22 protein-coding genes are annotated in these 17,293 nt (G+C 40.8%); 7 read left to right on the top strand and 15 right to left on the bottom strand.

Annotated elements, in window-relative coordinates; translation table 11 throughout:
• Window positions 1–59: 59 nt before the first annotated feature.
• The 3 genes from bshC to ACQKKO_RS05945 all read right to left on the bottom strand — a co-directional run bounded on the left by bshC (window position 60) and on the right by ACQKKO_RS05945 (window position 3,122).
• Window positions 60–1,688, bottom strand: coding sequence for a bacillithiol biosynthesis cysteine-adding enzyme BshC (bshC, locus tag ACQKKO_RS05935; protein WP_498645262.1), 1,629 nt, complete (start codon window positions 1,686–1,688; stop codon window positions 60–62).
• A gap of 110 nt (window positions 1,689–1,798) precedes the next feature.
• Window positions 1,799–2,188 carry a DUF3397 domain-containing protein gene (locus ACQKKO_RS05940; RefSeq protein WP_498645263.1) on the bottom strand — a complete coding sequence of 130 codons (390 nt, stop codon included), beginning with the start codon at window positions 2,186–2,188 and terminating at the stop codon, window positions 1,799–1,801.
• A 25-nt stretch (window positions 2,189–2,213) separates the two neighbouring features.
• On the bottom strand, window positions 2,214–3,122 hold the full coding sequence (locus ACQKKO_RS05945) for a 2-dehydropantoate 2-reductase (RefSeq protein WP_498645265.1): 909 nt from the start codon (window positions 3,120–3,122) through the stop codon (window positions 2,214–2,216).
• A 169-nt stretch (window positions 3,123–3,291) separates the two neighbouring features.
• Here ACQKKO_RS05945 and ACQKKO_RS05950 point away from each other — a divergent pair, with 169 nt between their 5' ends.
• Window positions 3,292–3,795, top strand: coding sequence for an N-acetyltransferase (locus tag ACQKKO_RS05950; RefSeq protein WP_498645266.1), 504 nt, complete (start codon window positions 3,292–3,294; stop codon window positions 3,793–3,795).
• A 70-nt stretch (window positions 3,796–3,865) separates the two neighbouring features.
• On the opposite strand, the gene ACQKKO_RS05955 is transcribed toward ACQKKO_RS05950, so the two are convergent.
• The 3 genes from ACQKKO_RS05955 to ACQKKO_RS05965 form a co-directional block, all read right to left on the bottom strand.
• Entirely contained in the window at window positions 3,866–4,435 is a 570-nt protein-coding gene (locus ACQKKO_RS05955; RefSeq protein ID WP_498645268.1) for an RsfA family transcriptional regulator, read from the bottom strand.
• Between the two features lie 181 nt (window positions 4,436–4,616).
• Window positions 4,617–4,787, bottom strand: a complete 171-nt coding sequence (rpmF, locus tag ACQKKO_RS05960; protein ID WP_203087339.1) for a 50S ribosomal protein L32 — start codon at window positions 4,785–4,787, stop codon at window positions 4,617–4,619.
• 49 nt (window positions 4,788–4,836) lie between these two features.
• Window positions 4,837–5,352: a YceD family protein gene (locus ACQKKO_RS05965; RefSeq protein ID WP_498645270.1), complete on the bottom strand. Its 516-nt coding sequence runs from the start codon at window positions 5,350–5,352 to the stop codon at window positions 4,837–4,839.
• Between the two features lie 158 nt (window positions 5,353–5,510).
• On the opposite strand from ACQKKO_RS05965, the gene ACQKKO_RS05970 reads away from it, so the two are divergent.
• Window positions 5,511–6,740 carry a nucleotidyltransferase gene (locus ACQKKO_RS05970; protein WP_498645273.1) on the top strand — a complete coding sequence of 410 codons (1,230 nt, stop codon included), beginning with the start codon at window positions 5,511–5,513 and terminating at the stop codon, window positions 6,738–6,740.
• Between the two features lie 23 nt (window positions 6,741–6,763).
• On the opposite strand, the gene ACQKKO_RS05975 is transcribed toward ACQKKO_RS05970, so the two are convergent.
• Window positions 6,764–7,822, bottom strand: coding sequence for a SepM family pheromone-processing serine protease (locus ACQKKO_RS05975; RefSeq protein ID WP_498645275.1), 1,059 nt, complete (start codon window positions 7,820–7,822; stop codon window positions 6,764–6,766).
• A gap of 110 nt (window positions 7,823–7,932) precedes the next feature.
• Here ACQKKO_RS05975 and ylbJ point away from each other — a divergent pair, with 110 nt between their 5' ends.
• Window positions 7,933–9,150, top strand: a complete 1,218-nt coding sequence (gene ylbJ / locus ACQKKO_RS05980; protein WP_498645277.1) for a sporulation integral membrane protein YlbJ — start codon at window positions 7,933–7,935, stop codon at window positions 9,148–9,150.
• On the opposite strand, the gene coaD is transcribed toward ylbJ, so the two are convergent.
• Together coaD and rsmD are read right to left on the bottom strand one after the other, a co-directional pair.
• A complete protein-coding gene (coaD, locus tag ACQKKO_RS05985; RefSeq protein WP_498645279.1) occupies window positions 9,137–9,613 on the bottom strand; it encodes a pantetheine-phosphate adenylyltransferase in 477 nt (158 codons plus the stop codon). The two genes, ylbJ and coaD, sit on opposite strands and share 14 nt — an antisense overlap.
• Entirely contained in the window at window positions 9,610–10,185 is a 576-nt protein-coding gene (rsmD, locus tag ACQKKO_RS05990; RefSeq protein ID WP_498645281.1) for a 16S rRNA (guanine(966)-N(2))-methyltransferase RsmD, read from the bottom strand. Before rsmD ends, coaD begins: the two co-directional genes overlap by 4 nt.
• A 328-nt stretch (window positions 10,186–10,513) precedes the next feature.
• Between rsmD and ACQKKO_RS05995 the strand changes: the two genes are divergently transcribed.
• Window positions 10,514–10,906, top strand: a complete 393-nt coding sequence (locus ACQKKO_RS05995; RefSeq protein ID WP_498645283.1) for a DUF7147 family protein — start codon at window positions 10,514–10,516, stop codon at window positions 10,904–10,906.
• 265 nt (window positions 10,907–11,171) lie between these two features.
• On the opposite strand, the gene ACQKKO_RS06000 is transcribed toward ACQKKO_RS05995, so the two are convergent.
• Together ACQKKO_RS06000 and ACQKKO_RS06005 are read right to left on the bottom strand one after the other, a co-directional pair.
• Window positions 11,172–12,419, bottom strand: a complete 1,248-nt coding sequence (locus ACQKKO_RS06000) for an MFS transporter (protein WP_498645285.1) — start codon at window positions 12,417–12,419, stop codon at window positions 11,172–11,174.
• Between the two features lie 156 nt (window positions 12,420–12,575).
• Window positions 12,576–12,854 (bottom strand): YlbG family protein, encoded by a 279-nt coding sequence (locus ACQKKO_RS06005; protein WP_498645287.1) that lies wholly within the window; start codon window positions 12,852–12,854, stop codon window positions 12,576–12,578.
• Between the two features lie 113 nt (window positions 12,855–12,967).
• Between ACQKKO_RS06005 and ACQKKO_RS06010 the strand changes: the two genes are divergently transcribed.
• A complete protein-coding gene (locus ACQKKO_RS06010; RefSeq protein WP_498645289.1) occupies window positions 12,968–13,273 on the top strand; it encodes a hypothetical protein in 306 nt (101 codons plus the stop codon).
• Between the two features lie 58 nt (window positions 13,274–13,331).
• Here ACQKKO_RS06010 and ACQKKO_RS06015 read toward each other — a convergent pair whose 3' ends face one another.
• Window positions 13,332–13,772: a YlbF/YmcA family competence regulator gene (locus tag ACQKKO_RS06015; protein ID WP_498645292.1), complete on the bottom strand. Its 441-nt coding sequence runs from the start codon at window positions 13,770–13,772 to the stop codon at window positions 13,332–13,334.
• 159 nt (window positions 13,773–13,931) lie between these two features.
• On the opposite strand from ACQKKO_RS06015, the gene ACQKKO_RS06020 reads away from it, so the two are divergent.
• Window positions 13,932–14,693, top strand: coding sequence for an ATP-grasp domain-containing protein (locus ACQKKO_RS06020; protein WP_498645294.1), 762 nt, complete (start codon window positions 13,932–13,934; stop codon window positions 14,691–14,693).
• 21 nt (window positions 14,694–14,714) lie between these two features.
• On the opposite strand, the gene ACQKKO_RS06025 is transcribed toward ACQKKO_RS06020, so the two are convergent.
• Together ACQKKO_RS06025 and ACQKKO_RS06030 are read right to left on the bottom strand one after the other, a co-directional pair.
• On the bottom strand, window positions 14,715–14,981 hold the full coding sequence (locus tag ACQKKO_RS06025; protein ID WP_498645296.1) for a YlbE-like family protein: 267 nt from the start codon (window positions 14,979–14,981) through the stop codon (window positions 14,715–14,717).
• An 18-nt stretch (window positions 14,982–14,999) separates the two neighbouring features.
• Window positions 15,000–15,449 carry a YlbD family protein gene (locus ACQKKO_RS06030; RefSeq protein WP_498645298.1) on the bottom strand — a complete coding sequence of 150 codons (450 nt, stop codon included), beginning with the start codon at window positions 15,447–15,449 and terminating at the stop codon, window positions 15,000–15,002.
• A 135-nt stretch (window positions 15,450–15,584) separates the two neighbouring features.
• On the opposite strand from ACQKKO_RS06030, the gene ACQKKO_RS06035 reads away from it, so the two are divergent.
• Window positions 15,585–16,085 carry a PaaI family thioesterase gene (locus tag ACQKKO_RS06035; protein ID WP_498645300.1) on the top strand — a complete coding sequence of 167 codons (501 nt, stop codon included), beginning with the start codon at window positions 15,585–15,587 and terminating at the stop codon, window positions 16,083–16,085.
• A 1-nt stretch (window position 16,086) separates the two neighbouring features.
• On the opposite strand, the gene ACQKKO_RS06040 is transcribed toward ACQKKO_RS06035, so the two are convergent.
• Window positions 16,087–17,151, bottom strand: coding sequence for a CAP domain-containing protein (locus ACQKKO_RS06040; protein WP_498645303.1), 1,065 nt, complete (start codon window positions 17,149–17,151; stop codon window positions 16,087–16,089).
• Window positions 17,152–17,293: the final 142 nt, after the last annotated feature.

A 17,293-nucleotide genomic window follows, 5' to 3' on the forward strand; every position in this document is an offset into this window, starting at 1 on the left:
AAAAATCCTGCCTAAGGCAGAATTTTTTTGAATTTTTATTTGTATTGTGAGAAAAAACCTTATAAAAAGAGTAGCTTGTGCTCCCCATTTACAGCAATCGGCTGATTGAAAAGTTGTTTTAAACCACTTTGTCCCACAATGTTTATTAAAATAATGGGATGTAGGATACGCTCCTGTGGAGAGCCCAATGGTTTAAGCCAGAAGATTGCTTCTTCAAACTGCGAAATCGCATGTTTGTGGGTTTCTTCTATATGACGATGTAATCTTGATTCCAGAAATTGAATTTGATCCATAAGAAATGTTGCATTTTTTTCACTCATCGCATGCAACGTAGGATCCATCTGCTCTGCCAGTTCACGTAATGGAGCGTGTACCTGATGTACATTTTCCTTCACCTGATCAACAATCTCCTCAATTGGGTACGAATGCTGAGCTTTAATCCACTCTTGTTTTAGATATTCACTCTCTTCTCCAAGAAGTGTTTCATATGAATAATCGACTCCATCCACCCATTTTTGGACAGACCTAGGAACAATCGTCATTTGAATTCGTGGAATTAAAGGAGGCATCTTCCACTCAAATTGATTAAAAACAGGTTTAAGCGTTCCCCAATAGGCAAGCTCACCAGGTCCAGGTATAAAAGCAAGCACCGGTAGTACCCATTCTTGCATAAGTGGCCTTGTTATTACATTATTACTAAAACGTTCTGGCTCTGCTTTAAGTATGGACAGCAGTTCTTCTTTTGTGAAGGATTGCTCTCCACTTCTACAGGAGAAGTGTCCATCCTCATAATCAAGGCGCACTCTTTTTTGATCAACGCTTAAGAAAAGATGTGCATTCTCTTCATCTGTCACAATCGGAGCTTGGTACCCCTTTTGAACAAACTGAGACAATCCTAATTGTTGATTTGTTTGAAGGGCATCCATCTTTTCAATGATTTCTTTGAAAAAACCACTTTCAAGTTGTCGTAACTCAGGATGATGTGCATCAACAAACACGAGTCCTTCTTCTTGGAAAAAGTAATTCATCAACTTTATGAAAAAGTCTGTATATGTGCGGCACGTTGTCGCAGCCTGTTGAATCCTTTCAATCAGCTCACAGGTATAATCTGTTTCAGGTAAGGTTTCAAAAACTCCTTCAAGCCATTTGAATAATTCTTCTTTAGGTAAGTCCTTTTCCGAAGCAGAACATTGAAGATCTTCATCTTCAATTGGATGCTTCCGCCACTTTCCGCCCTTTTCTTTAAAAACAAAACGAATTTCCTCGAAATCATGATCCTCACCGGCAACCCAAAATACAGGAACAACAGGGATCTTTAAATCTTTTTCTTGTTGTTTGGCAGAAAGTACTACCGTTAGCGCTTTATATAAGGTGAATAAAGGCCCTGTTAAAAGGCCTGCTTGCTGTCCACCAACAATAGCTACAGCGTCTTCCTTATGCAATTTTTTAATATTCTCGATTGCCGCATCCGGATACTCAAGATCTTTATGCGTTTTTAAAAGGTGAGTCACTAACTCTTCTCGGTCCATGCCACGATTCGATCGATTTGCCAATTCATCCGCACGTTTTTTTAGCCAATCCGTTGATTCATATGTATAATCAAACAGCTCATTTAGCTCTGTTCGTTGATTAAGATAATCACGATAAAATCCGGCAGGAGGGTTTAGATGTATTTCTTTTGTTTCCATATATGACGAATCCCTTCCTTTGTTAGTCAATTCACGATGTTGTTCTTCACTCTTATGCTTAGACTTTCTTATCATAGCAAAAGTAGATGGCAATACCAAACAGAATGAACTTAAACAAATGAGAAAATGCTTCGGAGGAGTCCATATCCACTAAGTAAAATATAAATGGTCACAAAAATAAGGAAATTCAATCTCCAGATTCCTTTAAAGAGCTTTGTTGCATAGAAATCATCCATCACATTCCAATAAATAATGGTAAATGCGATCGCAACCGCAAAAAATAAAGCGAGCACAAGCCAGACCGATGTTGGGTCCCACAGCTGATCCATAATATAGTAAACAGCCGCCATAAACAGGATGGCAGACCAATCACTCGCCCATTTGATTGCTTTACGCTTTTGTTTCGTCAGCTTCACGGTTGTAATATAAATTAAATACCAGCCAAATGCTGGAATTGTGACAACGGTGGCAACAAAAGCTGCTACTGTACTTGTTACCATAGATGCTTCACCTCTAATCAGTCTCTTATTGTCGGTAGGATTGTTCGCGGTTCATTAACGCCTGATACAGAAAAGAAATAGTAGGAAGAGATCGACCAACTATTTGGGCTCTACGAAGTAAATAACCTAAAATGGCGTCGACCTCTGTTTGCCTCTCTTGTTTTATATCGATAAACATAGACGAAGTGTTTTCTGCCGTCTGTTTGCAAACAGAGAGCACATGAGTCCAGACTTTCTCCATATCAGGTTCAAGAGGATGAAGAGAAATAGCCTCATCAAATACGGACCTCATGAGGTGGTTCAGCTCATGAGATTCAAGCAGCTCTCCATTTTTTTTACCTATTAAGGCTGTGATTGGATTAATACACGCATTCACTACTAATTTCATCCAAAGAAGCTCTTCCCACGTCTCCTTTTCGAAAATAGGGAATTCACTTGATTGAATCGTATGTAACCAATGAGTTAACGTGTTTGAACGCGCCTGGAACATCGCCCAATTTAACTCCCCTACCCCTGTATGTTGAACGGTTGTTTGATTGATGCGAACAGCCCCGTGACTAATGGTGGCAAAAGCAATGGTTGGATCATTAAGCCTCGACGCAATCTCAACGTGAGCCATCCCGTTTTGTAAAAAAAGATAGCTTTGATCATTCTTTTTTTTCCTTACGATCTCCTGCATCATTGGTTCTAAATCATAGGATTTGACTGCAAACACACACACATCAGCTTCTTCTACTTTTGCTTGATTCAGTTGAATGCTATCGATTTGAATCGTTTCAGAAAAATCTCCACGAATAAGTGTTAGCCCTTTACGCTTTAATAGATCTGCCTGAGCCTCTGTTCTAGTACAAAGAGTGACTTCATTATTGTTTTTTCGTAAGTAGGCTGATACTAAAAGCCCAATAGCGCCCCCGCCTATTACATAGATTTTCATAATACCCCGTCCTATCCTTACCAATAGTTGAATTGTACCATATCCTTCAAAATAAATAGATCTTTTTTAGTGGATTTAATGACGTATGCGGAATCGTTATTAATGCGTTTTCAGATTGTTTATGTTAGAATAATGAAAACGCATTCTTATATTTTTAGGAGGATTTATTATGAGCAAACCAGTTGTTGAACGTCTTCTAGTAAATTATAAAACATTAGATGAATTTAAGAATTTCAGAGAGTTTGGTGCTGCAGAGCTCTCAATGAAAGATGATTTGAATGCTAACATTATAGAAAATGATAGTGAATCTCCGTTTTACGGAATATATTTCGGGAAAAAGCTTGTTGCTAGAATGAGCCTCTACCGGATTGACAGCCGTTTTGACCAATATTTTGATCCACCTCAGGACTACTTTGAATTATGGAAGCTTGAAGTGTTGGAGCCTTACCGTAACCAAGGATATGGTCAAGCATTGGTTGAATTTGCAAAGAGCTTTGGTTTACCAGTTAAAACAAATGCTAGACAAGCTTCAAGTGAATTTTGGGAAAAAGCTGGTTTTGACTCTCTTACGTACGACCCAGCTCGTGATCGCGGGGAAAGTCCTTATGTTTGGTTCCCAGAGGGTGTTATTGAACAGGAGCAACAAACTGCTGCGGCAACGGAGCAAGACTGAACCGAATATTTACACCAAAAAGGCAAATGTCTCTTAAGTAGACATTTGCCTTTAACTATTTACTACACGTTTACATCGTTCGTTCAATCGGATGATCCCTTGTAAATTTTCTTGCCCGATCCATTATTGTAAGGAGCGCCTTATAATCTTGAGTAATAAGGTCCTTATCGCGTGCAAGCTGCTCCAGCTTTTCTCTTAATTGCTTATTTTCCTGTTTTAACGCATCTACTTCGAGTGACCCTTTTGCTTCTTGTGTTTGTTCATACGATTGTAAAAACGTAATAACATCACGTAAGTTTAACTCTTGCCGAGGGGCAAAAGGGGCAGACTCCGCAATGACTTGTACATCCTCTTTTACTTGAACCACTGGTTCTGAATCTGAGCTTGTTTTTTGTTTCTCAACTTGAGAGAAGGATTTTTTACCCTTTTGCTTTTTAGCCAACGCAACAGCAGATTCATATTTTTTTCGGATGGTTGAATTCCAACGGAACCCACATGCTGCACTTGATCTTGATAATTTTTTGCCGACTTCTTCAAAGGCAGCTAGCTGAGTACTTGATTCGCGAATGTGTCGTAACACGACTTCGGCAAGTAACAGATCCTCATCTTCAGACCACGCATCTTGTCGAGTGACTACCATGTTCATCTCTCCTTTTAGATCATATGCTTTCTTATGTCTATGCAAATTAAGTGTTAGATAGACTAGGAACTAGTATTCAGTTATATCCTTTTTTTCTCTAGTCTATTCACTCTACTTCACATGGGAGCAACACGATAAAAAAACCCCTAAGGCATAATACCTTAGAGGTCTTTTTCAAACATTATTTTGTTACTTTTTCACCTTTGTAAGAACCACATTCTTTACAAACGCGGTGGCTAAGTTTCATCTCGCCACACTCTGCACATTTCACCATGCCAGGGACAGCTAGTTTCAAGTGCGTACGACGTTTTCTTTTAGCGGTTTTAGACGTTCTTCTAAATGGTACTGCCAATATTCCCACCTCCTTAAAAAAATCAAACAATCAATCATTCATCGACTCGTTACGACTTATCAAAAAACTTGGCTAAATCAGCCATACGCGGGTCAATTCGATCCTTTTGTGACTCTTCAGTCACAAGCTCCCAATCTTTACCTGAAGGTGGAGCCAATGGTTCTGCACCCTCTTCAGCATAGACCTGGAATGGAAGTTCTAAAAGAATTCGCTCTTCCAGAATAGGAGTTAGATCAATCTCATCATCAAGAACCAAATGAACTTCATCCCTATCTGAGATATCAGGCATAACCGATCCCTCAGGTAGAAAATGTTCATCAAAGCTAATTGATAGTGGCCACTTCACATCTGCAAGGGTTCTTGCACATGGCAGAGTCAACTCTCCCTCAAGCTTTAAAGAAAATGTAATGAGATTTGCCGGATACGTCACTTCTCCAGTTACCCGGATCATTGTCATATCACGAATATCATTACTCTCTTTTAATAACTGATCAAAGCGAACCGACTCATCAATAGGAAAGGTCTTATGCTTAGCTGCTTTTAGTTCACGCAGCGTCCATTTCATGATAAACCACCTCTAAGGCACAAAAGTAATTATAGATCTGACACTAATGAATGTCAACCTTTTTTCTTTACAGTTTAATGCGTATACTAAGATTAGTTCCTTCATTAGAACTACATCTATTCTAGCATGTCAGATAACCCGAGTAAAGGAGACCGTCCATGCAAAACTCAACGAGCAACGTAAAAGCTGTTGGAATGGTTGTCGAATACAATCCGTTTCACAACGGACATCTGTATCAGCTCCAGCAAGCAAAAAAAGATACTGGCGCTGACGTGGTTGTAGCTGTTATGAGTAGCTCCTTCCTGCAACGAGGGGAACCTTCACTACTCTCTAAGTGGTCTCGTACAAAAATGGCTTTGGCGAGTGGTGTAGACCTTGTGCTGGAGCTTCCTTATGCTTATGCTACTCAAAAAGCAGAGACTTTTGCAAAAGGAGCCATCTCCATCTTAACTGCAGCTGGAGTTGATTATCTTCACTTTGGTAGTGAATCCGGCTCTATTGAAGAATTTCATGAGTTAGCAAAGGTGATGCAACAGCATGAAGAGGAATGGGATCTGTTAGTCAAAGAAAAGATGAGTAATGGTCACAGCTACCCGCGTGCCGCATCTCTTGCATTTAGCCAATTAGGGGCAGAGACCACTCTATCTCTTGAGCAACCAAATAACATCCTAGGCTACCATTATATAAAAGCCATTAACGACCAACACTCATCAATCATTCCATATACAACAAAGCGAATCGCTGCAGGATATCATGATCGCACGATTACCTCGCACTCCATTGCCAGTGCGACAAGTATAAGAGAAGCCATTTTCACTGCTGAGGAGCAGACAAATCTTGTGAAACAAGTGATGCCCCCTCCCTCCTATGCTGAACTAATGAATTACTCACAGACTACACATCAGCTTCATAACTGGGAACATTACTTTCCGTTTTTACAATACAGAGTCTTAAGTTCTTCTAAAGATGAACTTGCTTCCATTTATGAATGTGTAGAAGGCTTAGAATATCGTGTAATGGATACGATTAGCAAAGCCCAGACCTTTCAAGATTGGATGAATTCATTAAAAACAAAACGGTATACATGGACTAGATTACAGCGCTTAGCCACTCACATACTAACTCATACAACAAAATCTGAGCTAAACCACATACACACTTCTCCCCTGCCTTATATACGGCCACTCGGGATGAACGAACGCGGGCAAGTATATCTCCGCGCACTTAAAAAGAAAGCGTCTGTTCCGATATTAAGTCGATTCGCATCATCCACCGATATCCTTGCCACGATCGAACTTAGAGCCTCAAGAGCTTATCTCGCACCACTTTCCCGTGAAGTGCGACAAAGGCGAATGGACGAGGAATTTAAAGCCCCCATACGATTCTAGTATCCTAGAAGTATGGGGGTTGCTCATTTCCCTTCCTTATTGTCTGGGAGTTCCTCTAAAAAACGTAGTGCATCCTCTATCGTTTGGACCGGAATCACCTGCATATCTGTCCCGATATCTTCTGCAGCATGTTTCGCTTCCTCATAATTTGTTTCATTTTGTCCGCTTGCATCAGGTGCAAAGAAATACTGAGCCCCCGCCTTATCTGCTGCAACAACCTTTTGAGATGCTCCACCAATTGGTCCAACTATCCCCTGATCATTAATCGTGCCAGTACCAGCAACGAGGTATCCGTGCGTAATATCCTCATCTACAAGCTGATTATATATTTCAAGTGAATACATGAGTCCAGCAGAGGGTCCTCCAATATCTGTTTCATTAATCGTCACACTCGGCGAGAACGTCACATCTCGATCGGTTACAGGTGAAAGAATTCCTAGCCCAACTCGCCCTTCCTCCACTTCATATTCATCTGGAAAGGACTGAAAAGCTAATTCAACCGTTTGTGGTTCCCCGTCACGTGTCACAGACAATGTAACAACATCATCCTTAGAATACCCTTCTAGAAGGGTAAGCAATTCCTCTGCCGTGTGAGTAGGCGTACCATTCACTTCCGTAATTAAATCACCTGTTTTAAGTTCTTTCGCCGCAGACATTCCTTCAATGAGATTGGTTACAAGAACACCACGGTATTCATACGTTACCTCTGCATCAGCTTGTTCGTACGCTGCAATCTTTGCATTCTCCTGGGAACCTGACATTAACAGTCGTTGTCTTTCATGATAATCTGAATCCGTTTCGTCGGAACTTCTCACTTGCTCTTCAGGGAGGATATGCCTATATGAGCTTAAGAGCGACCAAACGTAATACAAGGGGGTGGCCCTTGCCATCTCAACCGTTGTCAGCATAAATGCTCCTTCTTCGACTCCATTTGTTCCTTCTACCGTAATCATACCGTTTAGCTCCTGAGCAATTCCAGGTTGCGAATAGTAATAAGGAAGCTTAATCAGATTCAACAGTAGGACAAGAGCTAAAACAATAATGTATCGTTTTCTAATTAAAGGTTTTTTCGGTTCATTCATATGGATCTCCTCCTAGCAGGACGTCATTGCTCATTGATTCATTGGTCTATTTCAACTGTTCCTACGTATAGTAGAGAATACGTAAGAGACAAGCTCAAGGGGGAGAAGACGTGCCAGTTTTAAAAACATGGTTATTTAGTGGGACAGCAATCTTAATGGCATTTGCCTTGATCATGTTCCCCAAAGAAGCTCTTGAGGCATCACTAAATGGTATGGGAATGTGGTGGGACGTTGTCTTTCCTTCCTTGTTACCTTTTTTCATCCTATCCGAATTACTCATTGGTTTTGGCGTGGTTGCCTTTCTCGGAACCATCCTCGAACCGTTTATGCGCCCCATCTTTAGAGTACCTGGAGCCGGAAGCTTTGTTTGGGCCATGGGGCTTGCTTCAGGGAATCCCGCCGGTGCCAAGCTTGCAGCAAGGCTTCGTCAACAAGAAAAAGTCACTCGTGTAGAAGGAGAACGTTTAGCTGCTTTTACCAATTCCTCTAATCCACTCTTTCTTTTTGGTGCAATTGCTGTAGGCTTTTTTCATAATCCAGCTCTTGGCTTACTTCTTGCTGCCGCTCATTATTTAGGTAATATTCTTGTTGGCTTATCTATGAGGTATTATGGCAGGAAGGAAGAAAGAAATGAGCGTTCTATTGAAACACGGAGTCGATTCTCTTTAAAAGAAGCGTTCTCGCGCATGCACATGGAGCGAATTCAAGATGGTCGGCCGATCGGAAAACTTTTAGGAGACGCCGTTCAATCCTCTGTTCGCACCTTGTTACTTGTTGGTGGCTTTATCATTTTATTTTCAGTCGTTAATAAAATGCTTTCAATTAGTGGCTTTACTGACCTTTTCGCTCAAGGCGTCTCTTGGTTATTTTCCCTTTTTCAGCTTTCCTCTCAATTAAGCATGCCCTTTATATCCGGTTTATTTGAAATTACGTCCGGTGCTCACTTACTTTCAACTGCAGATGCCCACCTTTTAGAAAAAGTAGTGGTTGCCAGCTTTTTTATTGCGTTTGGCGGTTTTTCAATTCAGGCTCAAGTAGCGAGTATTCTTTCAGAAACAGATTTACGCTTTAGACCGTTCTTTATCGGTCGCGTACTCCATGGATTTTTTAGTGCTGCTTTAATTCTACTACTTTGGAAGCCACTTTATGTAAATCGAACGGTACATGAAACCTATTTTCCTAGTTCCACTCACTTGCAATCAAACGTAGAAATACTAGTGACTGGTTGGAATCAATGGCTCCAGCTTTCACCTTTTGTAACTCTTTTTGGTCTTGTTCTCTATGTAGCGCTGAAAGCACGTAGCCAGATGATTCTCAGCTATAAGTAGCGATTAGTGCTTTCTCAACCGCCTCTGGAACGAGCTTGCTAAGAGGTTGCCTATACTTTGCCGCTTCCTTCACAATCGTAGAACTGATAAAAGCAAGCTCTGCGCTGGTCGCCAAAAAGTACGTTTCCACTTCAGGAGCAAATTGCCGATTAATTGTGGCAACCTGCATCTCATAGTCGAAGTCACTGGATCCTCGTAACCCACGAATCATGGCGCGACTCCCTTGTTGCTTAACATATTGTACGGTTAATCCCTCATACGCATCAACCGTTACATGAGGGAGATGACTGATAGACTCTCTGATGAACTGCAACCGCTCTTCTACTGTAAAAAGGGTTTGCTTTTTGGAATTATGTACAAGTAACACTCTTACTTCATCAAAAGCATGAGATGCCCTCTCAATAATATCAATATGTCCTCGTGTAATGGGATCAAACGAGCCTGGGAAAACAGCTAATGTCATACCGTTTCACCTTCACTTTCTGAATGGTTTGCCCAGATTGTAATCGTTGTTTCACCGTATTGTTCATTTCTTTTCACACGCAAACGGCCGCATTGTGTTGGAAGTTTAACAGATGTCGCATGCTCTACTACAATCACACCTGATGATGTTAGTACATTGTGCTCATCAATAAATTCAAGTTGCCGAGTAAGTGTTTGTTTCGCATAAGGCGGATCTAAAAAGATCGTATCAAATGATAATTCTCTTTTTATGATTGCTTTTAAAGCTCGATCTGCCTCTGTTCGATAGACTTCAGCCATTCCGTCTAACTTTGTAAATGTTAGATTGTCATGAATGGTTTGAATTGCTTTTTTATCTTGATCAACAAAGATTACAGAATCTAATCCTCTGCTTAAGCCTTCAATCCCGAGCCCCCCACTTCCTGCATACAGATCAAGTCCACTTCCTCCATCAAAGTAAGGACCAATCATATTAAAAATGGACTCTTTTACTTTATCTGTTGTAGGTCTTGTCCCTTTGCCTGGAACAGCCTTTAATGTGAGCCCTTTTTTATTTCCAGAAATTACGCGCATCTTAGTCACCTAGCCTTTATTGTTCGTATGAAGCCATTCATTTATCCTATTATATCATGAAAATGATTTGTGTTATTCCATGTATAGTTTAGTCATAGTTAGCCCATACTACCCATTAACAGCATGTTTTCATGTTGTGACAACCACGGAGAAGACTTACTTTCCCCATAAGCTCTCTCCGGTTTCTCCTCTCCCATAGCCTGTCTCATCTTAAAATGAGTATAGGCACCCGCAGTCACTTAGACTGCGGCTTTTTTTATCTCGACTAATCCATTCATTCATGCTATATTGTCTCGTGATTACGAGATGCTAGAGGAGTGTGCTAAAGATGATCCAGCGTTTTATTGAACTTGGCGAAGGATACGGGGATTTTTACGAATTACTTGAACTGGCTACAACCAACAAAGAAAGACTGGCTGAATTCGTTCAATTTGAAACAACCTTAGACAATCAAAAGCGAGCATCGCTAGCGGTCATCCTACACCCTGCGACCAAGGCGGGATTTATGCCCATTTATTACTGCCGTGAAGGGATTAGTATAAAAGAAGATCTTGAGAGTAAACGCGTTCGAGAATTCAGGGAGCTCGCTGATTCTTTTCAAAAACGGATTCGTCATTTGGAAGTTAGACCTTCAAAGGATTTTGCAGAAATAGAGTTGTACGAGCAATACTTAATTGGTGTGTTCCGTGTGAACCATTGTTTGCCACCATTAAATTGGTAGGATGAATACAGAACGTTTACGTGAAATGAGCCTTAGACAAAACTAAAAATGAATGTGAAAATGGCGAATGATTCTAAGATCGAATCATTCGCCATTCCTATTTTCAACAAAACGAGCGAGGGAGAACCCGAGACTCCTGTGGTTAAATACGTGGTAAAGACACTGTAACGACGCCGTAACCGCGGAAAGTGAGGGATTCTCCTGTAGCGGATATTGTGCTATGTTCGTGCTTTGCTATCTCCATTCACGTTATAGGCCACTTTTCTTATGTTGGTGATTGTTTTAAACTACGTTTTTGATCACGTTGAAAGGTTTGTTCAGCCGGCTCCATAATCTTCAGTTTAACGACCACTACTGCGCAAATCAGTATTAATGATGTTGTTAAAAGCAAGCCCCTAACTCCATATAAGCTGACTAACCAGCCCCCAATGATTGGACCAACCATCGAACCTAGATACATTGCACTGTTTGAGAACCCATACGTGCGACTCTCCATTCCTTTAGGAGCATGCATACGAATTAACGTGTTTGCAGCAGGAAGAAGTCCTCCTAGACAAAGGCCTACAAAAAATCGGAGAATGATTAGCTGCCAGATATGCGTCACAAACACTTGAGGAATTGTAAACAACGCGACCCCCATTAAACAATAGACAAGGGTCCGGTGAGCACCTTTTCGGTCACTCATTCTTCCGAGCCAAGCGGCCGTGGTAAAGTTTGCAAATCCCGTGACTGACACAACAATACCAGCATAAAGAGAAACATTAGCAGCTGGTGTTAACTCTTCAACATACAAAGATAGAAGCGGGTTGACACCCATGATGGCTAACTGAATCATTAAAATGACCGCATAAATTGATAAAACCGGTCGATTTGAGGTAATCTTTTTAAATTCACTCATTGTACTTGTTTTTGTTTTTTCTTCATTAGCTGGTGGTGTAAAATGTTCTTTGACAAAAACAGAAACAACAATGGCTGCAATAAGAATAAATGCTCCTGTTATAAAGAAAACCATTCGATAACCAAAAGCCTGTGACATCACGCCACCGAACAATGGTCCTCCAATTGCACCTGCAACTGTTCCTGATTGAAGAATCCCAAGCGCATACCCAGTATGCCTTTTAGGTGTATTGGTACTGACCAAGCCAATTGCCGCTGGTATAAAGCCTGAAATCACTCCATTTAGTAACCTTAAAAATAATAAGCTAATGGGACCCGCTGCAAGACCTGTCAAACTAATGACGATCGCCATTCCGAAACCTGAGCGTAAGATCATAAGTTTACGTCCACGCCGGTCCGCAAGCCTTCCCCAAAAAGGAGAAAACATAAAGGCAGTTAAAAAGTTTGCACCAAAGATAACGCCTGCCCATAAACTGATTTCTTTTGGATCAGTAAGACCTAGTTCTTTAAGATATAAAGGTAGGAAGGGCATAATCATTGACATGGCACTCATCACTAAAAAAGTGCATCCAGCCAGGATCCACACATTTCGTTTCCAAGATTCCAATCCGATCACTTCCTCGTACACCTATTATATATTTCGTTGGGCGAAACAATCAAGTGATCTACTCTTGTATTCTGCCCTTTATATCCCTATTTAAGTCTTTCAATCAAACGTAGTCTCCGTTTTACGTAAGTTTCCACAAAAAAACCAAGTGGAACACCACTTGGTTTAAATACCCATCTTATAGTCATACTCTTTTGCTTTATCAGGTTTTGCATTTTGATAATCGGTTTTGATAAAAGGTCTCATTGACGGCTTCACTTCACGTACAAAATGAAAACTGCGAAGCTTTTCCATTGTGTCTTCAATTTGATCCTGGTTACAATAGAAAACAACGTATTTCATCTTTTTGGAGACATAATGAACATTTCCAAACCGTCTAAGCTGCCTTGCAAATTTAAGAGAGGTTAACCATACGACAATTCCTTGACGTTGTCCATTCACCATCATCTTACTCTCCTTACTCGTTATGTCATACGTATCTTATCACGCGCTTTTTCTTGTTTCCAACGAACAACCTTACGAACTTTATTTATGTATAAGTGAAGGGAGTGATCTGCTTGTTTAAGATGTACTATTCCAGTTTAATTCAAGAGTTATTACCGATTCAAGTAGAAAAACGGTTTATAAGTGGATTTTGTTTTCTCTACATTCAGTCGGAGTTACCGGCTGATCAATTAGAGCGCCTTCTTAACAAAGCTGCAACAAGCATTTGTCATAACAAGAAGATCACGTTTGAATGCTCACCCGTTCGCCCTTTAAGAGAGGGCCAACTTTTTCGGATTCGTTTTTTGCCGCCTACCGAAAAGATGTTTTGCTGCGGCAATGAGTGCACTGACTGCGTAAGAGAAAAACGAAAAAAATAATGGCGAACCATACGTTTTGACGTACCATTCGCCATTTATTCGTTACACAGAAGACTTATTACCCGCAGCTACAACCGCCACCTGACCCACAGCCTCCGCTGCATGACATGCTGTCAAAGAAAGGATTTCCAGTAGGAACCTTAATTGTTGTTGAAACAGCATGAGCGACCATTCCACTAATTTCATTTAATAAGCCTTCTAACTCTTTTTCTGCTTGCTTAAACGCAATCACACGTTCATGCTTATCCATACTGCGCTTCGCTTGGCGAATCTCCTTTGACACTCGGTCATAATCCGGATGATACTTACCAAAGCGTTGTACTTCTTCATTCAGTTCCTTTAGATCATTAAATGTTTTAATTAATGCCTGAGCCTCAGGATCTGCGTGAAGCTGTTCTCTAGCCTCTATATATTCTGCAACGGGTACAGATTTTAAAATGACTTCACTTAATGCATCTGTTTCCGTTAATAGCTCCATTTCATTTATGGTAGCGAGCATCATAGCACCCCCTAAAAAGAAGTATAGCACGTCTGAAGCGGTGTTCATACCTATATAAGAACATTTACCCAAACCTTCGTTATGGCCATTGACAACGTACGGATGCAGAACTATAATTCATTGAATTTAGTTGAAGACAGAAAGGCGTTGGGTTCATACATGAACGTAATTTCGTTTAATCCATTTCGAACGATTGGTATCCTAAATCAGCATTATATTAAGCCGGAAAATATGTTTTTAGAGAAGAAACGAATTGAAGAAGCAGATCTTTGTCTCTTCCCGGAAAATTGGCAAGTTAACTCACTTGTATATGGGATGAAAAAGCGAATCTTTCCTAGTATACAGTCGATTCAATTAGGGTTTAATAAGATTGAAATGACTCGAGCCCTTTGGAGTGTTGTGCCGGAGCATGTCCCCAAAACGATGATTCTTGGTCGGAACAGGGATACTTTTCAAAAGGTACTTGATGAATTTCCTTTTCCGTTTGTCGCTAAAGAAATTCGAAGCTCCATGGGCCGGGGTGTGTTTTTAATTGAAAATGAACAACAGTTTCGTGAGTATAGCGACCAAAACCCCACCTACTATATTCAGGAGTTTCTCCCGATCGAACGTGATTTGCGCGTATGTATCGTAGGTGACAAAGCGATCGCTTCCTATTGGCGCGAAAACAAGGACACTTTTAAAAACAACGTGGCTCAAGGGGGACAAATTTATTTCGATGACATCCCACAAGAGGCAGTAGAGGTTGCCGTACGCACTGCTAAAACTCTTGGGATTAATCATGCCGGGTTTGATTTAATCGTCGTTGATAACCACTACTACATCTTAGAATTTAACACGTTATTTGGGAACCAAGGCTTCCAAGAGCTGAATGTCTCCGTTGAACAAGAAATAGCGAACTATCTTGGCTTAGAACGTTAAGAAGACACAAACAGGAAACCGTCACGAGCTGAAGGTTTCCTGCGTTTGTGCAACCGTATCCTGCCCCATCTTTAACATCTCCATCATCATCATGGCAAGACCCAAATTTGACTGCATCTTCTCTACACGCTGAGGAAATGTTCGTCCGTAAAAACGATTTGCTTCTTTTTCAAGTGCCTGAATGGCCGATGGGTCACGCGATAAGGTCCGATACCATTGTGGGTTTTGACGAACAAATAATCGAAATTCCTGATTCTCATTAAACAAACGAATAATCTCAGGTCTCATTCAAGTCCTCCCTCCTCTTTAATCACGTCTAAACGAAAACGGTTGGTCTGAATTTGATCGTTGCTCCTGACCTTCCGTCCGTTGAAAGCCTTGAATAAGCGATTGAACATTCCCAAGCACTGAACTGAATTGCGCCAAATGATTTTGCAGGTCCTGGACATTCATTTTTTTGACCATACCCATGATCTGACCCATAAACTCTGAAGCTGTGCTAGGATCCGTTTGTTGACTCGTATCGTTTGTTTGCTGTGTTTGTTGCTGCGTCTGCTCCTGAGTACGTTCCCCGAATTCATCAGGTGACTTATATGGCTGCCATTGACTATGATCAGCCCCTAAGACACTCCACTCTTCATAAAAGGATTGAAGTGACTTTTGACCGAGTCGCACGTCGTTCATAATCATCGGATGCTCGCGAACAAATGCTTTAAAATCTTGCACACTTTGATGGAGTTCATGTGAGGACGCCATGTCTACCTCACCACCTTTTTCGTTTATAGTACTATACTAGAAAAATGCCTAGTCCATGGTTCGTCTTTTTTTGAAAAAAAGGTGAATTTTTTTGTTACAATAAACAAGGTTATTATTATTTCAGGAGGTTTTAGCATGGAACACGTTACAAATCAATCCGTTCAAACTCAATTTGAACAGTATCTACAATCCGCAACGAATCAAGATAAAGAAATTCTTTCGTCGATCCTGACGAATTTACAACAAAAAAAGGACACCAGCGGGTCCTATTTGTCAGCTCTTATTAAGATGGAAGCAAAAACATTTGCAAATAAACAGCTTGAAATGACCATTCCGATTAGTCCAATCATACATAATTCTCTAGACATCGTACACGGAGGCATAACTGCTACGCTTGCCGATTCTACGATGGGGACATTGGTTCATCGATTGTTACCAGAGCACCAGACAGCCGTTACAACTAACTTATCCGTTCAATACATCCGTCCAGGAAAAGGCACACACTTATCGTGTACGGCTTCTGTTACCCATCAAGGTAAACAGTTATGTGTAACAGAAGCACGAGTTGTAGATGATCGCGGAAAGCTAGTAGCAACAGCAAACGGTACATTTATGGTTATCGCAAAATCAAAGTAAACTACTCAACCGGGGTCAAAAAATTCTGAGTGAAACTCCTCCGATAGACCCCTACCCCGAGTTCTGTAAAGCCTTCGTGAAGAAGGTTCACGCGATGCCCTTCGCTGTTTAACCACCCTTCAACCGCAGCAGCACCATCAACGTAATTAAGTGCAATGTTTTCACCTGCTGTTTTAAATGGAACTTCACCAGCAATAAATCGGGCATCAAGCTTTCCATAAGTTGGTGAAATGTGATCAAAGTAATCATTTTCTATCATATCAAGACTATGCTTATATGCGATATTTCGCACATCTTCGTTCCATGTAAATGATTCAAGTCCATGTTTATTTCGAATTCGGTTTGTTAAATCAAAGATTTGTTTTTCTTCCCCTGCTTCAACCGCTTTCCATTCATCCTTAGTAAGCTCTTCGGTTTCAGGTAACGTTCCTCGGTACGTCATGTCATACGGTTTTTGCCTAAGAAGAATATCAGTTGTTAACAATCTGACAGTAGAAAGTTCTCCTGTATGTATATCGAAATACAATTGTAACCAATCCTCGCCATAAGGAATGATCGGTCTAGCCTGAATGTCTGCTTCTGTTAAGATAAACTTAAATGTACCATCTTCTGACTGAACCTCAATCGTTGATTCAAAGTCTGATTCTGCAGACAGTCTTTCATACGTGAGCGGTCCAGTAAAAGGTGCATCAGCAAGTTCATCCCCCATATAATAACAGGTGACAACTTGATCATCCTCAACCCCTGCCTGTAGATAGGAGGTATGATTAATCGGATAAATCCACCAATCATATCCATACGATGAAGAGTCTTTTCTTTCTGGTTCACCGTACATTTGTTTTAACTCATCTGTAGACATGTCTATGATGTTCTCAAGCACTACCCCTGATTGACTTGTCCGACTTCCCAAGACTTCATCTGAGGGTACTTGCTTCTCATGATGCTGATCCTGTTTAAAAGGCGATGCCGCGTACCAACGCTGAACCTCATCTCTCTCTGTTACCTTTACAAGCAATAATGCTAGTATCAGTACCAAGGCGGCTAACAATCCTAGCCGTTTACGCAATCTCATCACTCCTTTGTCATAACCCTAACAAAAAAGTTCGTAGTTCTTCTCTACTTCCCTTTATCTACTTATGTAAACTATTGTCTTTAAACGTAGAATAGGAGTTTTATACGCCTTTGTTCTGTTTGGTTAAAAGAAAAAC

Origin of the sequence: Alkalihalobacillus sp. NPDC127517, from assembly GCF_050276055.1 — a bacterium.
GTDB lineage: Bacteria > Bacillota > Bacilli > Bacillales > Bacillaceae_D > Alkalicoccobacillus.